Here is a 20308-nt window from a genome sequence, read left to right on the forward strand (position 1 = left end):
CAACTTTTGTTCATAACCTGTGAGAGATCATGCGCTAGACACAGATTTTTTACTCTTACTCAAAGTAAAAACATCAGGACGCTTATATAAAAACTTTAAAATACTGACATTCTTTGTGATCTCATATGCGAGCAAGCACAGAGGAAAGGCAAGTAGTGTACCTATAAATGTTATTATTAAAGGATCGGTGAATCCAATCTTAGTGAGTAGAGGCCTGCAAGCTGCCGCAGGAACAAAGTGCATAACATAAACGTACAAGCTCCTTTGGCCAGTATAATTCAAAACAAAAAACACTGGTTTCATATACTTACTTATCAAAAAAACAGTTGACATAACAAGAAGTATCCCAATCGGCGCCATTGAGTAGTATACATACCAATCTGATGGTTGTAGACCCGTGTTAAATACGACGAGAGAACAGGACAAGTACAAGAAAGAGCAAGCAAGAAATAAAAAATTATATTTACTGCTCACTAAGAATCTAATTACAGAAGAAAAATGGAGGCCAACCAAGAAAAAGGGGAAAAGCTTTATAGCTCTGAACAGAACAACTTTCCCTTCAGCTGTATCACTAATATAAATAGCGAGCGCAAGAGCTAAGAATATTTGAAAATAAACATTTAAGTGTTTGATAAATCTAGAGGTGACAAATGCAAAAAAAAGTGCATAAAGAAACCAAGGTGAAAAAACAGGCTCCCAAAAAATATAAATCAAATCAAAGTAGTTAACTGCATTATTGGCATAATCGCTAAATGCAGCACGCGTAAAGACATTTACAGTACTCCAAACAACATAGAAATACAAAAAGTGGAGTACCTTAGAATCTACAAACTCAGTCAAACAGCTATCCAAAGATTTCTTAGCAAATAGTCCTGCGACCAAGAAGAATAGTGGCATTCTAATAGGAACCAGCAAGTTATAGACTGAGACTGTAAAATCATCAAATCCAATAGCACTATCCACTCCAGAAAAAACATGATGAAAAACGACCATTATAATCGTCAAACCTTTTACTGCATCTATCCATTTCTCGCGTTTATATCCTTGCATTAGATCACCTAATATTTACATTATGAAAATTAGTTGCAGATAAAGCATGTGTAAAAAATTCAATTAAAGCAGATTTTGGAATCTTATTAATGACGCTAACCGCACATCTTTGCTAGCAGGCAAGAAATTAAGGTTCGCATTTGCCGGAATAAAGGTAATTTCACCGAATAGCACTTTATTATCAACAAGGTAAAAATCTACCCGGCAAAATGGAAAGTCAGGTGCTAGTAGCTCAGCGTAATAAAGCATGTCAGATAATTTTTCAGGCTTACTCACAGCCTTTCCGGCCGGATACTCTTTTCTGGAAAGGTTTAAAAGATTCCAGTCTGTATCGTAATAGGTATGCTGCTGGTCGAACCCAGAGCGCTCCGATATAACCTGTATCATGTGAGGTTTTCCATGAAAGCAATAGACCTTGTAGTCTAACAATGCCTTTTCAGCGCCAAATTCAACGAACTCCTCAGCAATCACCTGGTTCTTTATTGGCTTGTACTGCTGCTCACGAGTAATCAGATAGAAGTCAATTTTCAGCCATTTAGCGATCATTTTTCGTAATTGCGCTTCTGAAAATTTTGTTTTATCAGTCACAACCAGGTTGTAACCGGAAGCATTATTTAGTTTAAGGACAAAGCGACTCGGTAAGCTGTTTAAAGAAAATTCTTCGGCACAATCATAAACGGCTAAGGTTGGAATCAAAATCGACTCAAGTTGCTTTGATCGAACATAGTCTTTAACCGCGACTTTATCGACATACTTTGAATAGTGTTCTAAACCACCAAAAAGCTTTAACCAATACAATTTCTCTGAAAAACTAACTGGATTGTCTAGATTGATAGCGCGTCTGTTTTTTATAAAGAAAAGAGCCTTGCAAAAGGTAACATCACCGACAAACCTGGTGAGCTTTGACACTACAACCTTTAATGATTGCACAACACTTGTTTTATCCATTATATACTCGACCAAATATTCCCTGTTATGGGCGAAAACCAAGCTTTGCTAAAAAATCAGAGAATTTTCGATATTGCTTCTGATTTAAAGACACCTGAAAGAAGTACATCACTGCTGTTTTTGGTGTAAAGCCCCCATTAAACAGAGATTTGAAATAACAGGATAGGCCTTTAAATTTCTTTCCTTGTTGTGCATAGCCTTTAGCAACCGAACGTCCCAAAACAGCATAATAGGCCCGCTTGGTAAGCAGTGGTTTTGTTCTATCTAACCAGGCAATTCGTTTAACGGGATCAATAACACTAGACAGTCTGCTATCCGACCAATGGTCTTGCCAGATAGCACCAGGCTTCTCCAGCATAGTTATTTTTGCACCAGCAGCCACCAGCCTGATGGCAAAATCCATATCATCACCATAGCCAATAAGCTCATCGTACATCACTGACTTGGCCAGTTCTGACGGAACAATCAATGTACTTGTTTGAACAAAGCCTTTATTGCAAAGTAGGTACTCACTAAAAACTTCGCTCTCTTTAGGGCCCCGACTAGGCTTTAGAAAGGAGACTTCATTTCCCCGATCTACCTGCACCTGGGTAAAGGTACAACGACTGTTACCACTTTCCAGCACAGGCAAAGCTTGTGCTAAATGCTCAGGTAAAAAAACATCGTCTGAATCTAAAAAGGCAATGTAGCTGCCTTTAGCTGCTTTAATACCAGTATTTCTAGCATTGGTAGCACCGCCATTCTGCTGCTTAATATAATGCAGCCGGGGCTCAACTTTCTTTACCTCATCCAGCACTGCATCGGTATTATCGGTTGAGCCATCATCAACAACAATAATTTCAAAGCGTTGTTCCGTTTGCTTTAAAACTGAATCTATTGCTTGCCGAATAGAATGGGCGCGGTTATACGCAGGTATTACTACGCTGAAAAGTGGAGTAACGGACATTTTTATTCCTTCTCTGTCCAAAGATGGGCGCAAGTTTCTTGGTAATTGGTTGCCAAATCAACCAGAGCTGGCACAACTGGTTTAGGCTGCATGTTTCTATCATACAATAAGGGATGATCTGTTCGTCCTTTCACCGGCCAGTCATTCCGCCAACTTCGTGCGTCTGTAACTCCCCAAAAAGTAACACGGCTAACAGCATCACGATGCTTTAAGAATATACAAAACAAATCGACATAACGGTCTGTAAGCTGCTGCATAGCCTCATCTGGTAACCCTTCAGAGTATGGGTTTAGCTCTTGAACTCTTGCAGGATTGATTTCTGCATCTTCGCCCCTTTCTTCTGGGCCGGGAAAAGGTAATACCGATACATCCAGCTCAGTAATCATGACTTTCAAGCCTAATTCAGAAAAACGTGCAATAGCATTATCTAAACGCTCAAGATCCGGATAAGTTAAACTGTAGTGTCCTTGTATCCCAACACCATGAATTGGAACTCCCTTTTCTTGCAAGCGTTGAATCATTTCGACTACAGCATCTTGTTTTGATTTATCCACAAGCCCATAATCGTTGTAGTATAATTCCACATCAGGATCTGCTTGATGTGCAAATTCGAATGCTTTCTCAATATAATCCTTACCAATCAAGTTTAACCATGGACTAGGCCGAAAATTTCCATCGTAATAAAATGCCTCATTAACAACATCCCATCCATGAACTTTGCCTCTATATCGAGCTACCATAGTAGCAATGTGCTTTCTCATAACTTCCAGATAGAAATCTCGAGCCATATCGTCGTTCATAACTCTATCTGTGAATAGCCAGCTCGGGTTAGCTTTATGCCAGACTAAAGTATGACCGATAAGCCGAAAATTATTCTTGTTAGCTATGCCAGCAAAATCGTCCATATAGGAAAAGTCGTATACTCCAGGACTAGTTTCAACTTGAGACCACTTCATGGCAAATTCATGTGTCATGCTATTAAAATTTTCTAAAACAGATTGCATTACAATGTCATCCGCTGTGTCTGTTTTAGACAAAGCCACTCCAACATAAAAATACTTTTCATATGTTGTATATAGATTACTGCTATCGCTACTTAACAGTGGAAAGCTGCAAAAATAAAAGGAGCTACTTAGAAATAAAAAAAATACAGCAGCGAAAATCCTCGACATTATTACCAACTCCTCTTTTGCTTTAACTCACTGCCTTTAAGATAAAGAGTAAAGTAGAAAATAAGTATAAGAAACCATCTTCCATCTGTTGCATTTAAAAAATCAGTTTCAAGCATGTTATGTAGCGTAAAGAATAAAAATGATGAAAAAAACAAAAACATAAACGGATGCACTGAGGAGTTACTCAAGCTAACCGCTTTAAAGAAAGGCATAATAACAAATGTCGCCAGACAGAGTGTTAGACCGATAATTCCGAGTGAAATAAGAACTTCTAAATAACCGTTGTGAGCATGTGTCAAAGTGAATACCCAATCAACCCAACCAAAAGCATATTCAGCCACCAACATATCTTCGCCTACACTCCAAACAGATCCATAGCCAATCCCAAACCAAAAATGATCTTGTATGGCCCTTAAGATTATATCCCAAATGGTAGCACGACCAGTAAACGCCTCTGGATTATCTAATATAGAAACAAAACTATCAATAATAGGCTCTCGTAGTATAAACAGAAGTGATAGAATGCAGATATATATTATGCCAACTATATTTGAAAATGACTTCAGGTGCAGAGTCTTGTATAGCAAATACCCAAACATTAATGATGGCATTAGAAGTGCTATGCTTGTTTTTGACTTAGTGAAAACCAAAAATATAAAGGCTAAAAAAACAAGAACCAACCACACATAAGATCTCTTATGATAGTACTGATATAAAAATAATGATATCGCCACCATTAGTGCTGGACCAGCATGATTTTTATGGATAAAGATACCTTTCCAGTTACCCTCCAGGCCTGTATCAAAAAGCTCTGCACCAGTATGAACAGCACCTGGAAGTACAGGCATCGCAATCAAGCTAATAATAACAAGAGTTGCTAGAACTCTTGTTATGCATATTATAGTTTGATCTAATGTCATGCAGCTAATCAGCATGAAAATGGTGCTAACAGTAATCAGTAAAAGTGCCACTCGCCGCACAGAAATAGCAGGATGGTCTGCCCAGAAAATGGATAAGAAACACCATCCCATAAAGAGTAGTAGCAAAGGAATCTTTTGAAGCTCAGAAACATTTTGTTTTTTTAGGAAAATAGCAAGCGCTCCCCCAAAGAAAAAAATAAAGATAATCTGTCTTGCGAAACTTCCTCCTCCCGTATCACTCAATTCAATATCGAGACCTGAACTGGTAGAAAATGGCGATAGTCCAGTAAAAGAAAAGGCCAGTAGTAACCCTAAAAGCAGGGATGCTGCGTTTTGATAATTGAATTTTGGAATACGTATAATCATAACAAAAGCTAACTACCATGCACTTTATTATAAACAACTTTCTGCTTACCTAGGAGAGCACTTAACTTACCTAGTTGCCGTGTAAACTTTAACCTAGCTTTCATACTTTTATGTGGTACAAGCCAGTAAATTAATACGAGACATAACGATAAAATCAAAGCAAAAAACAATTTCGAAAACTCTTTGACCCAAGTTAAGAAACCCGGTTGCTGTTTTTTGATAATTAGCATATCACCTGCACCAATACGATATGCCCTTTCAATTGCCCATTTCTTGTTGAGACGGCTTGCAGTGAAAAGCTCATGAGCTTGTGCCTGATGCGCAAACGCAAAACTTGCCCCAAGCCGCTTAATACGGGTAAAGAACTCTTTATCGCCACCACCTACCAGTGAATAAAAGGGATCAAACCGCTCTGTTGGAAAGTTTTCAATAATGGAACGAGACAGCAGCACATTGGTTGTTCCCTGAATCAGCTCAGTTTTGCCTGAAACCCCAGGATTACTTTCATAGTATATATGCAAGCCCTTGGCCCAATCCGGTCTTTCGGTCTCAAACTCAGGCGATACACTACCACCCACTACCTCTGCACCTGTTGCCAGTTGCACTTTGACTAATTCTGCTATCCATTGCGGCTCCACCCATTCATCATCATCAATCATGGCCAGATGGGTCGCGTTAAGCTGCTCAAAGCCATACTGCATCAAGGCATTACGAACCTGCGAAATACCACGCTCGTTCACTGGTATTGCATGCAACTCCCAAGGATAGCCCTCGGTCTTCATCTGCTCTGCAACCTGCAACCCTTGCCCGCCATCACCTTCGTTGTCTGCAACCAGGACAATGGGCGTAAAATCACAACTTTGCTTAGCAATGGAATCCAATAGGCGGTGAAGACCAACTGGCCTTTTGTAGGTTGGTATACCTATCACGACTTTCAGTGATTCCATACGATCATTTCACTCCACGATAAAGACGAGTCAACAGATAAAAAGCCATCAGTTCGCCAATTAATATACCTACTAACGAAAATGATGGTTCGAATAGTCGCATAGAAATAAACACCAACGGAATGGTTAGCAACGATGTTTTTAATGTTACAAAGCTAAGAGCCTTAAACTGATCTGCTGCTTGTAAAAAAACATTATAGGTGCTACTCAAAGAGCGACTTCCACGAATCAATGCATATAACATAGTTGCCCAGAGTAATGCATGAACACTTTGGCTATCTTTCCAATAAAAGTCGACAAAAAATATCAGAACAATCGCTGCACCAATGCAGTTCAAGGACCAAAATCCGACATTAACCAGTCTGTAGCGGAACAAAGAAAATTTAGCTTCTGTAACAAGACCATTAGACAACAACTGTCTTATTCGAGGACGCTCTATTTGGGACAGACTGGTTAGTACTACCATAACCGGGCGAAAAAGTAGTCCAGCTGCTGCAATTGGCGCAAAAGCTGCTGGCCCAAAAAAGAAGGTGACCATGTAAGAGTGAGAGTTGAGTGTACCTTCAGTAGTTAATACACCAACTAATGCATGCTTACCCTGCTTGTTCCAACCTTCCCTAAACCCTTTAAAACCGGCACGAAATGCCGAAGTGAACTGGGGCTTTAAATATCGACTGCCAAGCAATGGCGTAGCCAGTAAAGCAGCTGCAGCAGTTAAAATACCAAAGCTTTCTAAGCTAACGTTTTGAGTAAAGAATAGAGCGCAAGCGCCAACTAAACTGAGTGCAGAATAGCAAGCATCAGAGATAACTACTTTACTGTGTTGGTGGCTGTTGTTGCAGTAAGAGCGACCAAACCAGCGTAATGTGGTGATAAAAGCGCTAAAAGCATAGATACTGCTTAACCAAGGTGCTTTGGTAAAGCTATAGACTATAGATGCCTGAATGACAGCAAATACAAGGCAAAGCAAAACGTTTGCCAGCATAAAGCTATGCACCTTTGCTTTTGCATCGTCATTATCAGAACCTTCTAGCTCACTTAGTGCAATTAGCAATGGCGAACCAAGCATGGCATTAGAGAAACCGTTTGCCAGTGCTTGTGTAATTAATAGAAAAGCAAAAAGACCATAAGCCTCAACAGAAGCTTGCTGCATCAGACACAGCGCAAGTACCAAGCTTGTCAGTGCCATCCCTGCTGAGCCACCAATGGCAGCGATAGCACGTTTAAAAGGCAGTTTAGTTGACATCTGCTGCCACGTTCTTTTGTGCTCGGCCATGCTTCAGCACACAATAAATCGCATGCGGATTGGTCACCGCGTAGCGCCAAAACAGCTTTTTCGGATCATTTGCCATCCGAAACAGCCACTCCATCCCTGCTTTTTGCATCCACATCGGGGCTCTGGGGTATTCGCCGGTAATGTAGTTGTAACAGCCACCGCACGAAATAATCACCGGCACATTCAGGCGCTGCTTGTTGCGAATACAGAAAATTTGCTCTTTCGGTTTGCCAAGGCCCACCCAGAGTACATCGGGCTTTGCTGCATTGATGGCATCGCAAATGGCGGTTTCTTCCGCTTCATTGAAGTAGCCATGCTGCACCCCTACCACCTGAAAATTCGGGTAGCTCTGTGCTAAGACATCGGCTGCTTTGGTAACCGAGCTTTCCTTGCCACCCAGCAAAAAATGCTTGAGCGTTCCTTCGTAAAAGTTAGGAATATCGTGGATCATATCCGTAGTGGCAGTGCGCTCTGGAATGGCGTTGCCTTTGTTAAACCAGCGGGAAAAACTCACCACGCTCTGGCCATCGGCATGCACCAGATCCGCTTGATCCATCTGTGTTTTTGCCTCGGCATCGGAGTTGTAGATGGAAATAGCATGGCCATTGTTGCTGAAAATAACAAAGGGTTGCGCTTTGTTCTGCTCGCTGTAGTGGGCGCAGATATTACCGACCAGCCTGGCCAGGTCCTTGCGCCCAAGCCGGGCAGTCTCTATTCCGCCTACATTGACGGTATCGAAGATTGGTTCAAACATGCTTGTAATACCCTGTGGTATAGGCTTGGTACCAGGCCACAAAGTGGCCGATTCCTTCAGCTAGCGGGGTTTTCGGTGAAAAGCCGGTCGCACTGCTAAGTGCAGCCACATCGGCGTAGGTCTGATACACATCGCCCGGCTGCATGGGTAAATAGGTTTTATCTGCGGTGGTATTCAGCGCTTGCTCAATGGTTTGAATAAAGCTTTCCAGTTGCACCGGCTGATGGTTGCCAATATTGTACAAGCGGTAAGGCACCGGTTGCTCTGCACTGCTTGTAGGAACCGCATCGGCCGTGCGGACAACCCCTTCAACGATATCGTCGATGTAGGTGAAGTCGCGCATCAGATCACCATGATTAAACACCTTAATCGGCTTGCCCTGGCTGATGGCTTCGGTAAAAAGCCATGGCGCCATATCGGGCCGGCCCCAGGGGCCATACACTGTGAAAAAGCGCAGCCCTGTGGTTGGCAACTGATACAAATGGCTGTAGGTATGCGCCATCAGCTCATTGGCTTTTTTACTGGCAGCATACAATGAAATGGGCGTATCCACCGGGTCGGTTTCGCTAAAGGGCACTTTGTGCTGGTTGCCATACACCGAGCTGGAGCTGGCATACACCAAATGCTCGACCTTGTGATGGCGGCATCCTTCCAAAATAGTCATCATGCCAACCAGGTTGGAATCCACGTAGGCCATTGGGTTTTGCAGGCTGTAGCGCACCCCGGCTTGTGCAGCCAGATGCACCACACGCTGAAACTGCTCACAGGCAAACAGCGCCGCCATGCCGTCGCGGTCGGCTAAATCCAGCTGCACAAAGCGAAACTGATTGTATGGCTGCAATTGCGCCAACCGGGCCTGCTTTAAAGCCGGATCGTAGTAATCATTCAGGTTATCCAGCCCCACTACTTCATGGCCCTGCTCCAGCAAGGCTTTTGCCGTATGCATGCCGATAAAGCCTGCGGCACCGGTTACCAGAACCTTCATATCAGACACTCACCTTTTTGACCGTTTCACCACGCCCGATGGCGTAATAGATAAAGCCTTTTTTGCTAAGGCGTTGCGGTTCAAACATATTGCGGCCATCAAACAACACCGCTTGCTTTAATTGCTGCTTAATCACATCAAAATCCGGTGCCCGGAACTGTTTCCACTCCGTACAGATAATTAAAGCATCCGCGCCTTTTAAGGCGGCTTCTTTGGTACCTACCAGCTCCAGATCATCCCGCACGCCATAGATACGTTGGGTTTCTTCCATGGCTTCCGGATCGAAAGCTTTGATGGTAGCCCCTGCTGCAGTCAGCTCGTCAATCAGTACCCGGCTGCTGGCTTCACGCATATCATCGGTGTTTGGTTTAAAACTTAAGCCCCAAAGCGCAAAGGTTTTACCGGCCAGCTGCTCACCAAAATGACGCTTTACCAGGTTGGGCAATTTGTATTTTTGCTGGTTATTCACCGCTTCGACCGCCTGCAGAATTTTGGGCTGGTACTGCTCACCTTCCGAGGTGCGGATCAGCGCCTGCACATCTTTCGGGAAGCAGGAACCGCCATAACCGCAGCCAGGGTAAATAAAGTGGTAGCCGATACGCGGGTCGGAACCAATGCCTTTACGCACATGCTCAATATCGGCACCCAGCAACTCGGCCAGGTTGGCCATTTCATTCATAAAGCTGATTTTGGTTGCCAGCATGCAGTTCGCGGCGTACTTGGTCAGTTCGGCGGAACGCACATCCATAAACACCATTTTGTCGTGGTTGCGGTTAAAGGGCTCGTACAACTCACGCATCAAATCCACCGGGCGCTCATTAAAGGTACCCACCACAATGCGGTCCGGTCGCATGCAATCGTTTACTGCCGCGCCTTCTTTTAAGAACTCAGGATTAGAGACCACATCAAATGCCAGCGATTTGTTCAGGCTTTGCAAAGTCTGCTGCACTTTGGCCGTGACTTTATCGGCAGTGCCAACCGGAACGGTGGATTTGGTAATAATCACTTTTGGCTCTGACATGTAAGTAGCAATGGTTTCTGCCACCGCCAGCACGTATTTTAAATCGGCCGAGCCATCTTCATCCGGTGGCGTCCCTACGGCGATAAACTGGACATCGCCATGGGCTACAGCCTCTTTGGCATCGGTGGTAAATTGCAGGCGGCCAGAGGCATAGTGCTCTTCTACCAGCGGGGTCAGGCCCGGCTCGTAAATAGGAATAATGCCTTTTTTCAGGTTATCTACTTTCGTTTGATCAACGTCGACACAGACCACATCGTGCCCTACTTCTGCCATCACAGCAGCTTGCACCAGCCCGACATACCCAATACCAAAAACTGTTACTTTCATGCGCTAGTACCTTTGGAAGCTTTACTCTGGAAGTAAGCAAAAAATTGAAAACAATAACAAAAGCGCAGCCAGCGCTGGAAGCTTAGCTACGCCTGTTGGCAATCGTTAAGACGACTGGGCTGCCAACTGCACCACTTTTTTGTCTGTAGCGGATGCCTGCAGTAATTTTTCCATCTGCGCCCGCAAAGGTGCGCCCAGAGACGGATGCTGCAAAGCAAACTCGAGATTGGCGGTAATTAACCCCAGCTTGTTGCCGCAATCATGGCTTTTCCCCAGAATGCGATAGGCTTCTACCGCTTCCAGCAAGCGCAATTGATGCAAGGCATCGGTCAGCTGAATTTCATCGCCGGCACCTGGCGGGGTGAATTCCAGCAAATCCCAAATGGCGGCAGACAACACATAACGACCGGTAATGGCAAAGTTGCTGGGCGCTTCATCCACCGCAGGCTTTTCCACCATATCCAGCACCGGTGCGGTCTTGCCGGCAGCCAGGCTTTGCTCGCCAATATCGACTACGCCGTATTGATCGACCAGATTTTGTGGCACAGGTTCCACCATAATCTGGCTGGCCTGGCTTTGCTGATAACGCAGCAACATGGCCGCTAAATTATCCTGCTTCAGATTGCTTTGAAAAGGATCAATCAACACATCCGGCAACATCACGGCAAATGGCACGTCACCAATGACCGGACGGGCACACAAAATGGCATGGCCCAGGCCCAGCGCGACCGGCTGACGCACCGAAATAATAGTGACGTTTTTAGGAACTATGCTACGCACATCTTCCAGCAGCTGGCGTTTTACCCGCTTTTCCAGCGTGGCCTCCAGCTCGAAGCTTTTATCAAAGTGGTTTTCAATGCTGTTCTTGGACGAATGCGTCACCAACACGATTTCAGTGATACCGGCGGCTACAGCCTCTTGTACCACATGTTGGATCAGCGGTTTATCCACCACGGTCAACATTTCTTTTGGAATGGCTTTGGTCGCTGGCAGCATGCGGGTGCCAAGGCCTGCAACCGGAATAACAGCTTTGGTTACACGAGGAGCGCCTACTGAAGAATAAGAGGAAGAAGACATGGCGTTTTCCATAACAAATAATAAACAAAAAACGGTAAGGAGCAAGCCTGCGTTTTACTGGTTCGTCCTTGTACCGCGCGAAAATGATAGCTTTCCGCTTGTAGCTATCGGGCGGCAATTCTATCATCATGCCCCTCAGGTTAAAAGGAATTGATGAATAATTTATGACGAAAACGTACAGTATTGCAGCTGTACCAGAGTCAGGTATAGTAATGTACTTTATGTATCAACCTTTTGCGTTATGCTTTACTGGCGGAGAATCGGATACTATGAGTCATCATGCCGGCTAAAGTTGCGGTTCGGTGGTTATTCAGTACGGCAGCTCTGTTGCTGTTGTTGCTCTGTGCCAGCTCTGGCTGGAGTACACTGGAGCATTTTCGCATTACCGATAGCATGCTTCGGTCGGTGGAAGAGCGCTATGGCCGTGCCGGACGCTTTCGGGTAGAACGTTGGCAGCGCTTGCTGGATCAACACCGGCAAAGTGACATTCACACCATGCTGCAGGCAGTGAATCGCTTTGCCAATGATACCGTGGGCTACGCCTCTGATCTGGAGCATTGGGGGCAGAATGACTACTGGGCTACCCCACTGGAAACATTAGGCACCGGCAAAGGTGACTGTGAAGACTATGTGATTTTAAAATATGCCAGCTTACGGGCGCTGGGAGTGCCTGAAGAACGCCTTCGCTTAATGTATGTGCGGGCGCTGAGCATCGACGAACCTCATATGGTGCTGATTTACTTTGAAGAGCCGGATCAATTTCCCCTGGTGCTGGACAACCTGACCAACCGGATCCTGCCTGCCAATGAACGCACCGATTTACGGCCTGTGTACTCCTTTAATGGCCAGGGGCTATGGATGGCGCGCGCACAGGGCTTAGGACAAAAAGTACCCAACAGTCCCGGCGTACGGGACTGGACAGTGCTGCTGGAACGCATTGAGCGAGGCGAATAATGCAACGAGGACACAATGGCCGGATTATCCCTTAAAACACAGATTTATGCCCTGGTGGTTGCGCTGGCCCTGGTGGCCTATGCCGCTGCACTTTACACCAACATCAATGGCATGCGGCATTACCAGCAACAGCAACTGGCATCGCATGCGCAGGATGCGGCCCATCACCTGGGCTTGTCGATCGCGCCCTACCTCGATGAGCAGGGCCTGGTGCTGGCTGAAACCATGGCCAGTGCCTTGTTTGACTCTGGCTATTACCAACAGATCCAGTTTGAAACCTTAAGCGGTGAGGTGGTTTTCCAACGCCATTACCCGGCGGTGCCCCACTCGATACCGGCCTGGTTCAGTCGCTTATTTCCGTTGGCACCACCGTTGATGAGTACCGAGGTCTCCAATGGCTGGATCCCGGCCGGCCGCCTGCTGGTGCAATCGCACCCGGGCGCTGCTTACCAGGCCTTATGGCATCAGGCGCAGCAATTAAGCAGTCGCATGCTGATCGCCCTGCTGCTGTGCCTGGTAGCCGGCTATCTGATACTGCAACGGGTATTGCGACCGCTGCACAGCATTCACCGGCAAGCCGAAGCGGTAATGCGCAAAGATTTTACGCCAAACCCTGAACAGCCTTTTACGCTGGAACTGCGCAGCGTGGTGCACGCGCTTAACCGAATGGTTGCCACCATTGCACAAAGCTTTCAGGAGCAAACCTTGAATGCAGAGCGTCTGTCAACAGAAGTCTATAAAGACAGCCTGACTGGTCTGAGAAACCGCCGGGCCTTATTGCAACAATTCGAGCTATGGCGTGATGACGCCACTGCCGCCGGTGATCAATTGGCTTTACTGATGCTGGACTTACCCTCTCTGACAGCCATCAATACCCGCGATGGTTACAGCCATGGCGATGCTTACGTCTGCCAGGCAGCCGGGCACTTTGCCCGGTTGCTGCCGGAGCAGCATTCTGCTTTGTACCGTTTATCCGGTTCGGAGTTTGCGATCCTGGCCTGGTGCAGTGAGCAGGCAGCAAACCATCTGCTGCAAGCTCTGAATGATGAAGCAACCCGGCTGCAGTCGGATGCATTTCCGGCGGGCTTTGCCCGCTGCCGGATGACCAGGGTGTTAGCAAACGAATCCTTTACCGATTGCATGCAGCGATTGGATACCAGCAGCCATCCGCACCTTGCCGATCCAAAGCACCCCACCTTTAGCCGTGAAACCTGGCAGACACTGCTGGCACCTTATACCCGCCTTAGCAGTGACGAGCCTATTCGTGATAAAGCAAGCTTTTTGCAGCAGTGCGAGGCGATGAGCAGTTATTTTGACTGGATCCTGCAACCGGTCGTTAACACCGGTAAAGAGCCCCTGTATATCGAGAGCTTTGTGCGCTTTCGCTACCAACAACAACAACTCTCTACCGCAGAGACCTTTGCCATGGCAGAACGCTTGCAACTGGCTTTGCCGCTGGAAAAGGCGGTGTTGTGTTACACCCTGTGGCGCCTGCAAGGGGTAGAGCAGACCCCGGTTGCCATCAATCTGAGCAACGCCTTTATTAAAGATCCGGAACAACAAGACTGGTTGTTGCAACTGCTGGATGTGTTGCAAGCCGATTTGCCACCGCTGCTGTTCGAAATCAAAGAAAGTGCTTTTTTGCAAGCCCCGGATCATCTGACAGCCTTGGTGGATGCGTTCAAAGCCCGGCAAATCCGCGTGGTGATCGATCAATTTGGTGCCAGTTTATCGGCGTTTCACTACATGCTTAAACTGGATGTCGATTTTGTAAAGGTGGATGGCAGTCTGATCCGGCACTTAGAGGATGAAAAAACCCGTTTCTATGTACAAAGCATGGTGCAGATTTGTCATGGCATCGGCATTAAGGTACTGGCAGCCAGCATTGAACATGCCGCTGTGGAAGAGTTGTGCCAACAACTGCATCTGGACGGTTTACAAGGCCATGGTATCGCTGTCGAACAAAAATTCACGGTAGTGTCACAAGAAAAGCTGTGCAATGGCGGGAAAACTAGTTTAGAATCACTAATAGAAAATTCTTTAATCCGCCTACAATGAGGGAACGTTATGGTAAAGCATATGACAAAAGGCATCCTGGCCGCTGCGATGTTAACAGTCGGTTTTCAGGCTGCAGCTATCGGTGTTGCAGATATTGAGCGTGCTTACGCTGAGCGTGCCGACCAATCACTGAGCATGGCTCAGTACATCGATCAGTATGTGTTAAATGGCGAGCTGCCAACGGATGTAAACGAAGCGGAAGATGTTATCCGTTATGCGCTGGAGCAAGCGGCTGGTGATGAAGAACTGATTCTGTCTATTTTGCGTAAATCAGCAGCTGCTGGTGTTCCAGCCGACAACCTGCTGGCAGCCTCTTTGCTGGCTGGTGTAGACCCATCCCTGGTAACCAGTGCGCTTGATACCGCAACCGCTGCTGGCCCACTGGCTCCGGCCGGAGCTGCAGCAGCCCCTGCACCAGGCACTGTTGGCTTTGGTGGCGGTACTGGCGGTGGCAGTGGCACCATCTCTACCAACTGATTGCAGTAGCTTTTCCCAGCTGTACTGACATCATTCCGAAAACAGGGCCTTGCAAGGCCCTGTTTTGTATTCGGTATCCTTGTAGCTGAATTCACAGAGCCGGCCTCATGATTGCAAGCACTTCAGCCCTGCCCCGCTTTCAGCGCACCCTGCTGTGGTGCCTTATTGCTATTGTCTTTTTTGCTCCCTGGCCTTTGGGCAGTAACCGCATCTGGGCCTGGAGCCTGTTGCATACTTTGATTGCCCTGATGGCTATTGGCCATGTCCTGGTGAGCGCCTGGTTCCGTCAACCCTGGTGGCACCATAAGTACCAGGCATTGATTGTGGCTGGCCCTTTACTGGTGGCTGCGGTACTTTGCCTGCAATTACAGGCGGTAGCAGGCTTTAGCACGGCTGATCCCTTTCAAAGCACCATGATGCTGCAACGTAGCCTGTACCTGGCCTTGTTTTTATACCTGCTTAGCCAGTACTGCCGCAATCATGATGATTTGAAACTACTGCTGACTGGTATCATCCTTACCGGCACCCTGCAAGCCGCTTATGGCAGCAGCATCTATCTGGCCGGCATGCATGGCTCCTGGTTTTTTAACCTGCCAGAGCTGGACAGAGCCAGAGGCAGCTTTGTCTATCAGAACCATTTTGCCAACTACATCGCCCTCTGTCTGGCCTTGGCGATTGGCTGGATGCTAAGTGAGTTAAGCCGGCAACAGCGCACTCTGAGCTTCCGGCAGTGGCTACGCGAACTAAGTACAGCCTTATTAAGCCAGAAAGTCTTGCTACGCCTCGCGGTGGTGGTGATGATACTGGCATTGGTGATGAGCCGCTCCCGTATGGGCAATGCAGGTTTCTTTGCGGCACTGGCCATTGTATCCTTGCTGGCGCTGTGGCTGTATCGCAACCCACCCCGCTGGTTGAAGCCCGTGGTGCTTAGTATCTTTGTGCTGGACATGATCATCATTGGCTCGATGTTTGGGGTCGATAAGGTAAAAGAGCGTCTGCAAGAGACCAGTTTTGCCAGTGAAACCAGAGACGAAGTGGTGCTGCATAGTATACCGCTGTTGCAAGAGCATTGGTTAACCGGCACTGGCGGTGGCAGTTTTTACACCGTATTCCCAGGCTGGCAGCAATACTCTTTTGCCGGCTTTTACGACCACGCCCACAACGATTACCTGCAATTTGCCATTGAACTGGGCGTTCCGGTAACGATGCTATTAGGGCTGTGGTTACTGATAGCTTTGTGGCTGGCACTTCGCAGTATGCAGCAGCGCCAGACCAAGCTGTATCAGGGGGTAGGCTTTGGGGCAGCCATGGCCATGGTGCATATGTTGTTTCACAGCAGTGTGGATTTCAGCCTGCAGGCGCCGGCCAATACTTTATTGTTTTGCACCATCCTGGCGATGGCGGTGATGGCGCGCTACCTGCCAGCAAAACGGCGGCAAAGCTGACGCTCCAGTCGGGTGGCATGATCAGGGCTTAGTGGTTGATTTAGCAAATAACGGCAAATCAACCGCTGCTGTGCATGCCCTTCCACCTGTTGCTGCAATACCCGGTAAATACGCCAGTGCGATTGGCTCATCACTGCAAACACATCCAGCAGGTAGAATTTGTCATCCACACCTAGGTATTGCCAATGATCCAAACCGATGCTGGCATGCTTTTCCAGCACTTCGTCCGCATAAGGACCAAACTTTCTGGCCTGACGCAGTAACTGCATGCTACTGGCAAGATCCCCCTCAAGATAGGCTTTGCTCCAGGCGTAGTCAGCATAGGCATTTGGCCAGCCTGGCCGCAAGGCTATGGCATGTTCGTACAAAAAGGCTAATGATGGCTCTGGCGACGTCTCCAGCCCGGCAAACAGGCCCCACTCCAGGGTCTTAGCTAAACTGAGAACATAATGTGGATGCGCCGGGCTTTTCTGCATGGCAAGCTGAGCACTGCGCAAAGCGTCCTGATAACTTTCTGCCGAAACGTCCGATTGCTGCCACTGCTGCAGGTAGTAGCGGTTTTTAAAATGATGCGCGCTGGCCAAGCCTTGCTGGCTAAGTACCAGCAGTTGCCAACACAACAAAGGAAGCGCAATAATCGCCAACAGACTACTGCTGTGCATTAGCTGGCATCCCGGAACAGCGCATCGCTGATGTGCTGCGGTGTATCAAACACCAGCTGTTGGGCATGCGCCGAACCCAGCAGCTCAGCAGCCCGCTCACGGGCTTCAGCCAAACGTGGCGGACGTCGTTTTAACGAATGGGTATCGGTTGCGATAATATCGAAAATGCCATCTTGCAGGTAACGCTCGGCCAGCAACTGGCTGTCGCTGCCCATATCCCCCAGCAAGGATGACGCAGTCAACTGAAACAGACAACCAAACTGCTGCAATACCTTGATCCGGCCCGGATGCTCCAGCAGCTCCCGATTCCGCTCTGGGTGAGCTATCATCGGGAGAATACCTTGCTTCAGCAACCAACGGATCAACACCTCGTAGCCAGGCGTCAGATGGCTGTGTGGAAACTCCAGCAACAGCACGTTCTGGTCGCGGTACTGGCCCAGAAATAACAAACGCTGCTGTGGCAAAGCATCAAGCAGCGCATCGCTGATCCGAACTTCCTGAGCTGCCCGGATGGGTAGCTCAATGTTGTGCTCTTTCAATGCCTGTTGTAAGGCGGCTAACTCGGTCAGTACCTTGCTGGCATCGTTGTCGAAGCGACCAGGCATCCAGTGCGGGGTGGTGACAATACGGCGAATACCTTGCGCCTGTGCCTGCCGGATTAATTGCAGTGTCTCATCCAGATCCCGGGCACCATCGTCGATGCCCGGTAATAAATGACAATGCAGATCAATCATGCATTCTTGCCTGCCTGTTCGTAGGTTTGATAATAGCCATAGCCACCATGACCATAGTAGTTCTCAGCTTTACCGGTATCCAGTTGATTAAGTACCACACCATAGATACGGGCATGAGCATGTGCCAACCGGCCCAGCGCCAGATTCACCTGACCACGTCGTGTCGCATCGGCTTTGACCACCATGATGGTGGCATCGACCAGCGGCGACAGTACCAGCGCATCGCTGACTGCCAATACCGGCGGCGTATCAATAATAATGGTGTCGTACTGCTGTTTCAGCAGCTCCAACAGCTCTACCTTGCGCTCTGAGCTCAGCAGCTCCAGCGGGTTGAGCGGAATAGAGCCAGCCGGCATTAAGTCTACATTCGGCCGGATCCCACGCACAATGCACTCATCCAGGCTATTGCTGTCACTCAGGTAGTTGGCCAGACCAGGCTGATAGGCCGGTTGCTCCAGCCGTTTGCCCAAGGTTGGCTTGCGCATATCGGCGTCAATCAGCAGAACCCGCCCCGATGACGAGAAACTAAAAGCCAGGTTCAGGCTGACTGTCGATTTGCCTTCTGCCGGTAAGCTCGACGTCACCTCAATCAGCTGTAAGGGCTTGTCGATGGCCATCAGCTTGAGGCTGGTTCGAATGGAGCGTACCGCCTCGGCATGGAGTTTCATCGACTCGTCAAAGTAGGCAAAGGTCTGCTGTTGCAAACTGGTGCGCTTGGCTGATTTGGGAATGTAGCCCAGCGCCCGCTGCATCAGTTGATCTTCTGCATCTTTGGCCGTTTTAATGGTATCGTTCAGTGCATCAGACACCAATGCCATCACCATGCCCAAACCAAAGGTAGCAACAAACACCAACATCACGATCAGCTTTCGTTGCGGCTTCACCGGTTTAGTAGGCACTACGGCTCTGTCGGTGAAACGTGCTACTGGTGAGTGATAATCACTGGTTACTTCGGTCTCACGCTGGCGTGATAAGAAGGTTTCAAACAAGACCCGGTTGGTCTCCACCTCACGTTTGATACGACGATACTCTGCTTCAACCCCGGACATGCCGGAAAAAGCACCACGCGACTCGGCAATTTGCTGCTCCAGCGAAGCCAGATTACGGCTGGCAGTTTGGGCCTCTTCTTCAATACCATTGATCAGGTTGCGGATTTGACGATTGAGGTTATCCTGCACCGCCAGAACTTCAGCCTGCACCGCTATCATGCGCGGATGGCGCGGGCCATAAACTTTGGCCAGCTCCGACTGACGACGCTCTACCGCCACCTGCTCACGCTTGATGTTTTGAATGGATGGATGCGAAGTCACTTCCGGCAGGCTTTGCAAACGCTCCATATCGTTGCGATGCCGGTTTAACAGTGCAAGGAAGGTATCGGCTTGCGCTTTGCGAGAACGGGCACGGGTTAAATCTTCGGATAAACGTTCCAGCTCGCGGGCATCCAGGCTGGTAACACCAGCTACATCCACTAAGTTGTGGGTATCCCTAAAAGCATGCAAGCGCTGCTCCGATTCATCCAGCCGCAGCCGAAGTTCATCCAGCCGACCACCCAACCAGCTACTGGCTTGCTGGGTAATTCCCATCCGGGCTTCCAGTTGGCTGTCAATATAGGCTTCGCCAATGGCATTGGTAACCTGCTGCGCCAGGCGCGGATCCTCAGCTTCAAAATGAATCACCACCAGTTGAGTACGGCGAACCGGCGAGATGGTTAATCGCTTCATAAAGCTATCAACCTGACGCTTAAAACGCCGCTCAGCAACTTCCTCTGCCGGTAAAGCGGGCGCTTTCGGCAAAAAATCTATCGAAGATCGTAGCTTAGCCGTTAGCGACGGCTCGCTTTGGAACTCTGGGTGTTCTGCCAAATTCAGCTGCCGGAAGACCCGCTCGGCAATGGCTCGTGATTTCAGGATTTCAAACTGGGTCTGGTAGTATTCCTGCTGCATGGAGTTAAAGCCATACACTTCTTCAATCTTTACCGCCCGGGCCTGCTGAGCCTCGATCAATAAGGTAGAACTGGCGCGGTAAATTTGCGGTAAATTCAGTACCACCAGTACGGCCAGAATGCTACACAGCATGGACAATAAAAAAATACGCCACTTAGCACGCCAAAGTACCCGGAACATATGGGTTAAATCGATGACCTGCGTATTGGCCGATTCCGTTCGTTGTGTGGTTTCTGTGACCGTCAT

General features: G+C 47.8%; 18 protein-coding genes. 4 read left to right on the forward strand and 14 right to left on the reverse strand.

Annotation, left to right across the window (positions count from 1 at the left end; translation table 11 throughout):
• Window positions 1-27 precede the first annotated feature (27 nt).
• The 11 genes from QWF21_RS09455 to galU all read right to left on the reverse strand — a co-directional run bounded on the left by QWF21_RS09455 (window position 28) and on the right by galU (window position 11789).
• The gene (locus tag QWF21_RS09455) at window positions 28-1050 is read right to left on the reverse strand and encodes an acyltransferase family protein (protein ID WP_330087805.1); all 1023 of its coding nucleotides are present in this window, start codon (window positions 1048-1050) and stop codon (window positions 28-30) included.
• 63 nt (window positions 1051-1113) lie between these two features.
• The gene (locus tag QWF21_RS09460; RefSeq protein ID WP_330087806.1) at window positions 1114-1998 is read right to left on the reverse strand and encodes an ATP-grasp fold amidoligase family protein; all 885 of its coding nucleotides are present in this window, start codon (window positions 1996-1998) and stop codon (window positions 1114-1116) included.
• Between the two features lie 25 nt (window positions 1999-2023).
• The gene (locus tag QWF21_RS09465) at window positions 2024-2944 is read right to left on the reverse strand and encodes a glycosyltransferase family 2 protein (protein WP_330087807.1); all 921 of its coding nucleotides are present in this window, start codon (window positions 2942-2944) and stop codon (window positions 2024-2026) included.
• A 2-nt stretch (window positions 2945-2946) separates the two neighbouring features.
• Entirely contained in the window at window positions 2947-4116 is a 1170-nt protein-coding gene (locus QWF21_RS09470; protein WP_330087808.1) for an endo-1,4-beta-xylanase, read from the reverse strand.
• A 2-nt stretch (window positions 4117-4118) separates the two neighbouring features.
• Window positions 4119-5402: an O-antigen ligase family protein gene (locus QWF21_RS09475; protein WP_330087809.1), complete on the reverse strand. Its 1284-nt coding sequence runs from the start codon at window positions 5400-5402 to the stop codon at window positions 4119-4121.
• A gap of 8 nt (window positions 5403-5410) precedes the next feature.
• Window positions 5411-6349 (reverse strand): glycosyltransferase family 2 protein, encoded by a 939-nt coding sequence (locus tag QWF21_RS09480; protein ID WP_330087810.1) that lies wholly within the window; start codon window positions 6347-6349, stop codon window positions 5411-5413.
• Between the two features lie 4 nt (window positions 6350-6353).
• Window positions 6354-7595, reverse strand: coding sequence for a polysaccharide biosynthesis protein (locus tag QWF21_RS09485; RefSeq protein WP_330087811.1), 1242 nt, complete (start codon window positions 7593-7595; stop codon window positions 6354-6356).
• Window positions 7585-8379, reverse strand: coding sequence for a WecB/TagA/CpsF family glycosyltransferase (locus QWF21_RS09490; protein WP_330087812.1), 795 nt, complete (start codon window positions 8377-8379; stop codon window positions 7585-7587). Before QWF21_RS09490 ends, QWF21_RS09485 begins: the two co-directional genes overlap by 11 nt.
• Window positions 8372-9364 (reverse strand): NAD-dependent epimerase, encoded by a 993-nt coding sequence (locus tag QWF21_RS09495; RefSeq protein WP_330087813.1) that lies wholly within the window; start codon window positions 9362-9364, stop codon window positions 8372-8374. Before QWF21_RS09495 ends, QWF21_RS09490 begins: the two co-directional genes overlap by 8 nt.
• A gap of 1 nt (window position 9365) precedes the next feature.
• Entirely contained in the window at window positions 9366-10712 is a 1347-nt protein-coding gene (locus QWF21_RS09500; protein WP_330087814.1) for a UDP-glucose dehydrogenase family protein, read from the reverse strand.
• Between the two features lie 105 nt (window positions 10713-10817).
• Window positions 10818-11789, reverse strand: a complete 972-nt coding sequence (gene galU / locus QWF21_RS09505; RefSeq protein WP_330087815.1) for a UTP--glucose-1-phosphate uridylyltransferase GalU — start codon at window positions 11787-11789, stop codon at window positions 10818-10820.
• Window positions 11790-12068: 279 nt separating this feature from the next.
• Here galU and QWF21_RS09510 point away from each other — a divergent pair, with 279 nt between their 5' ends.
• The 4 genes from QWF21_RS09510 to QWF21_RS09525 all read left to right on the forward strand — a co-directional run bounded on the left by QWF21_RS09510 (window position 12069) and on the right by QWF21_RS09525 (window position 16723).
• Window positions 12069-12743, forward strand: a complete 675-nt coding sequence (locus tag QWF21_RS09510; RefSeq protein ID WP_330087816.1) for a transglutaminase-like cysteine peptidase — start codon at window positions 12069-12071, stop codon at window positions 12741-12743.
• Between the two features lie 15 nt (window positions 12744-12758).
• A complete protein-coding gene (locus QWF21_RS09515) occupies window positions 12759-14801 on the forward strand; it encodes a bifunctional diguanylate cyclase/phosphodiesterase (protein ID WP_330087817.1) in 2043 nt (680 codons plus the stop codon).
• Window positions 14802-14822: 21 nt separating this feature from the next.
• Window positions 14823-15278: a hypothetical protein gene (locus QWF21_RS09520; protein ID WP_330087818.1), complete on the forward strand. Its 456-nt coding sequence runs from the start codon at window positions 14823-14825 to the stop codon at window positions 15276-15278.
• A gap of 107 nt (window positions 15279-15385) precedes the next feature.
• Window positions 15386-16723, forward strand: coding sequence for an O-antigen ligase family protein (locus tag QWF21_RS09525; RefSeq protein ID WP_330087819.1), 1338 nt, complete (start codon window positions 15386-15388; stop codon window positions 16721-16723).
• Here the strand turns inward: QWF21_RS09525 and QWF21_RS09530 are convergent.
• Genes QWF21_RS09530 through QWF21_RS09540 form a run of 3 tightly spaced genes read right to left on the reverse strand, consistent with a single transcriptional unit; the run spans window position 16693 to window position 20308 of the window.
• Window positions 16693-17385 carry a hypothetical protein gene (locus QWF21_RS09530; protein WP_330087820.1) on the reverse strand — a complete coding sequence of 231 codons (693 nt, stop codon included), beginning with the start codon at window positions 17383-17385 and terminating at the stop codon, window positions 16693-16695. The two genes, QWF21_RS09525 and QWF21_RS09530, sit on opposite strands and share 31 nt — an antisense overlap.
• Window positions 17385-18119, reverse strand: coding sequence for a tyrosine-protein phosphatase (locus tag QWF21_RS09535; RefSeq protein WP_330087821.1), 735 nt, complete (start codon window positions 18117-18119; stop codon window positions 17385-17387). The genes QWF21_RS09530 and QWF21_RS09535 overlap by 1 nt, the downstream gene beginning before the upstream one ends.
• Window positions 18116-20308 carry a GumC family protein gene (locus tag QWF21_RS09540; RefSeq protein WP_330087822.1) on the reverse strand — a complete coding sequence of 731 codons (2193 nt, stop codon included), beginning with the start codon at window positions 20306-20308 and terminating at the stop codon, window positions 18116-18118. Before QWF21_RS09540 ends, QWF21_RS09535 begins: the two co-directional genes overlap by 4 nt.

This window comes from Alkalimonas mucilaginosa, assembly GCF_036327005.1.
Taxonomy (GTDB): domain Bacteria; phylum Pseudomonadota; class Gammaproteobacteria; order Enterobacterales; family Alteromonadaceae; genus Alkalimonas; species Alkalimonas mucilaginosa.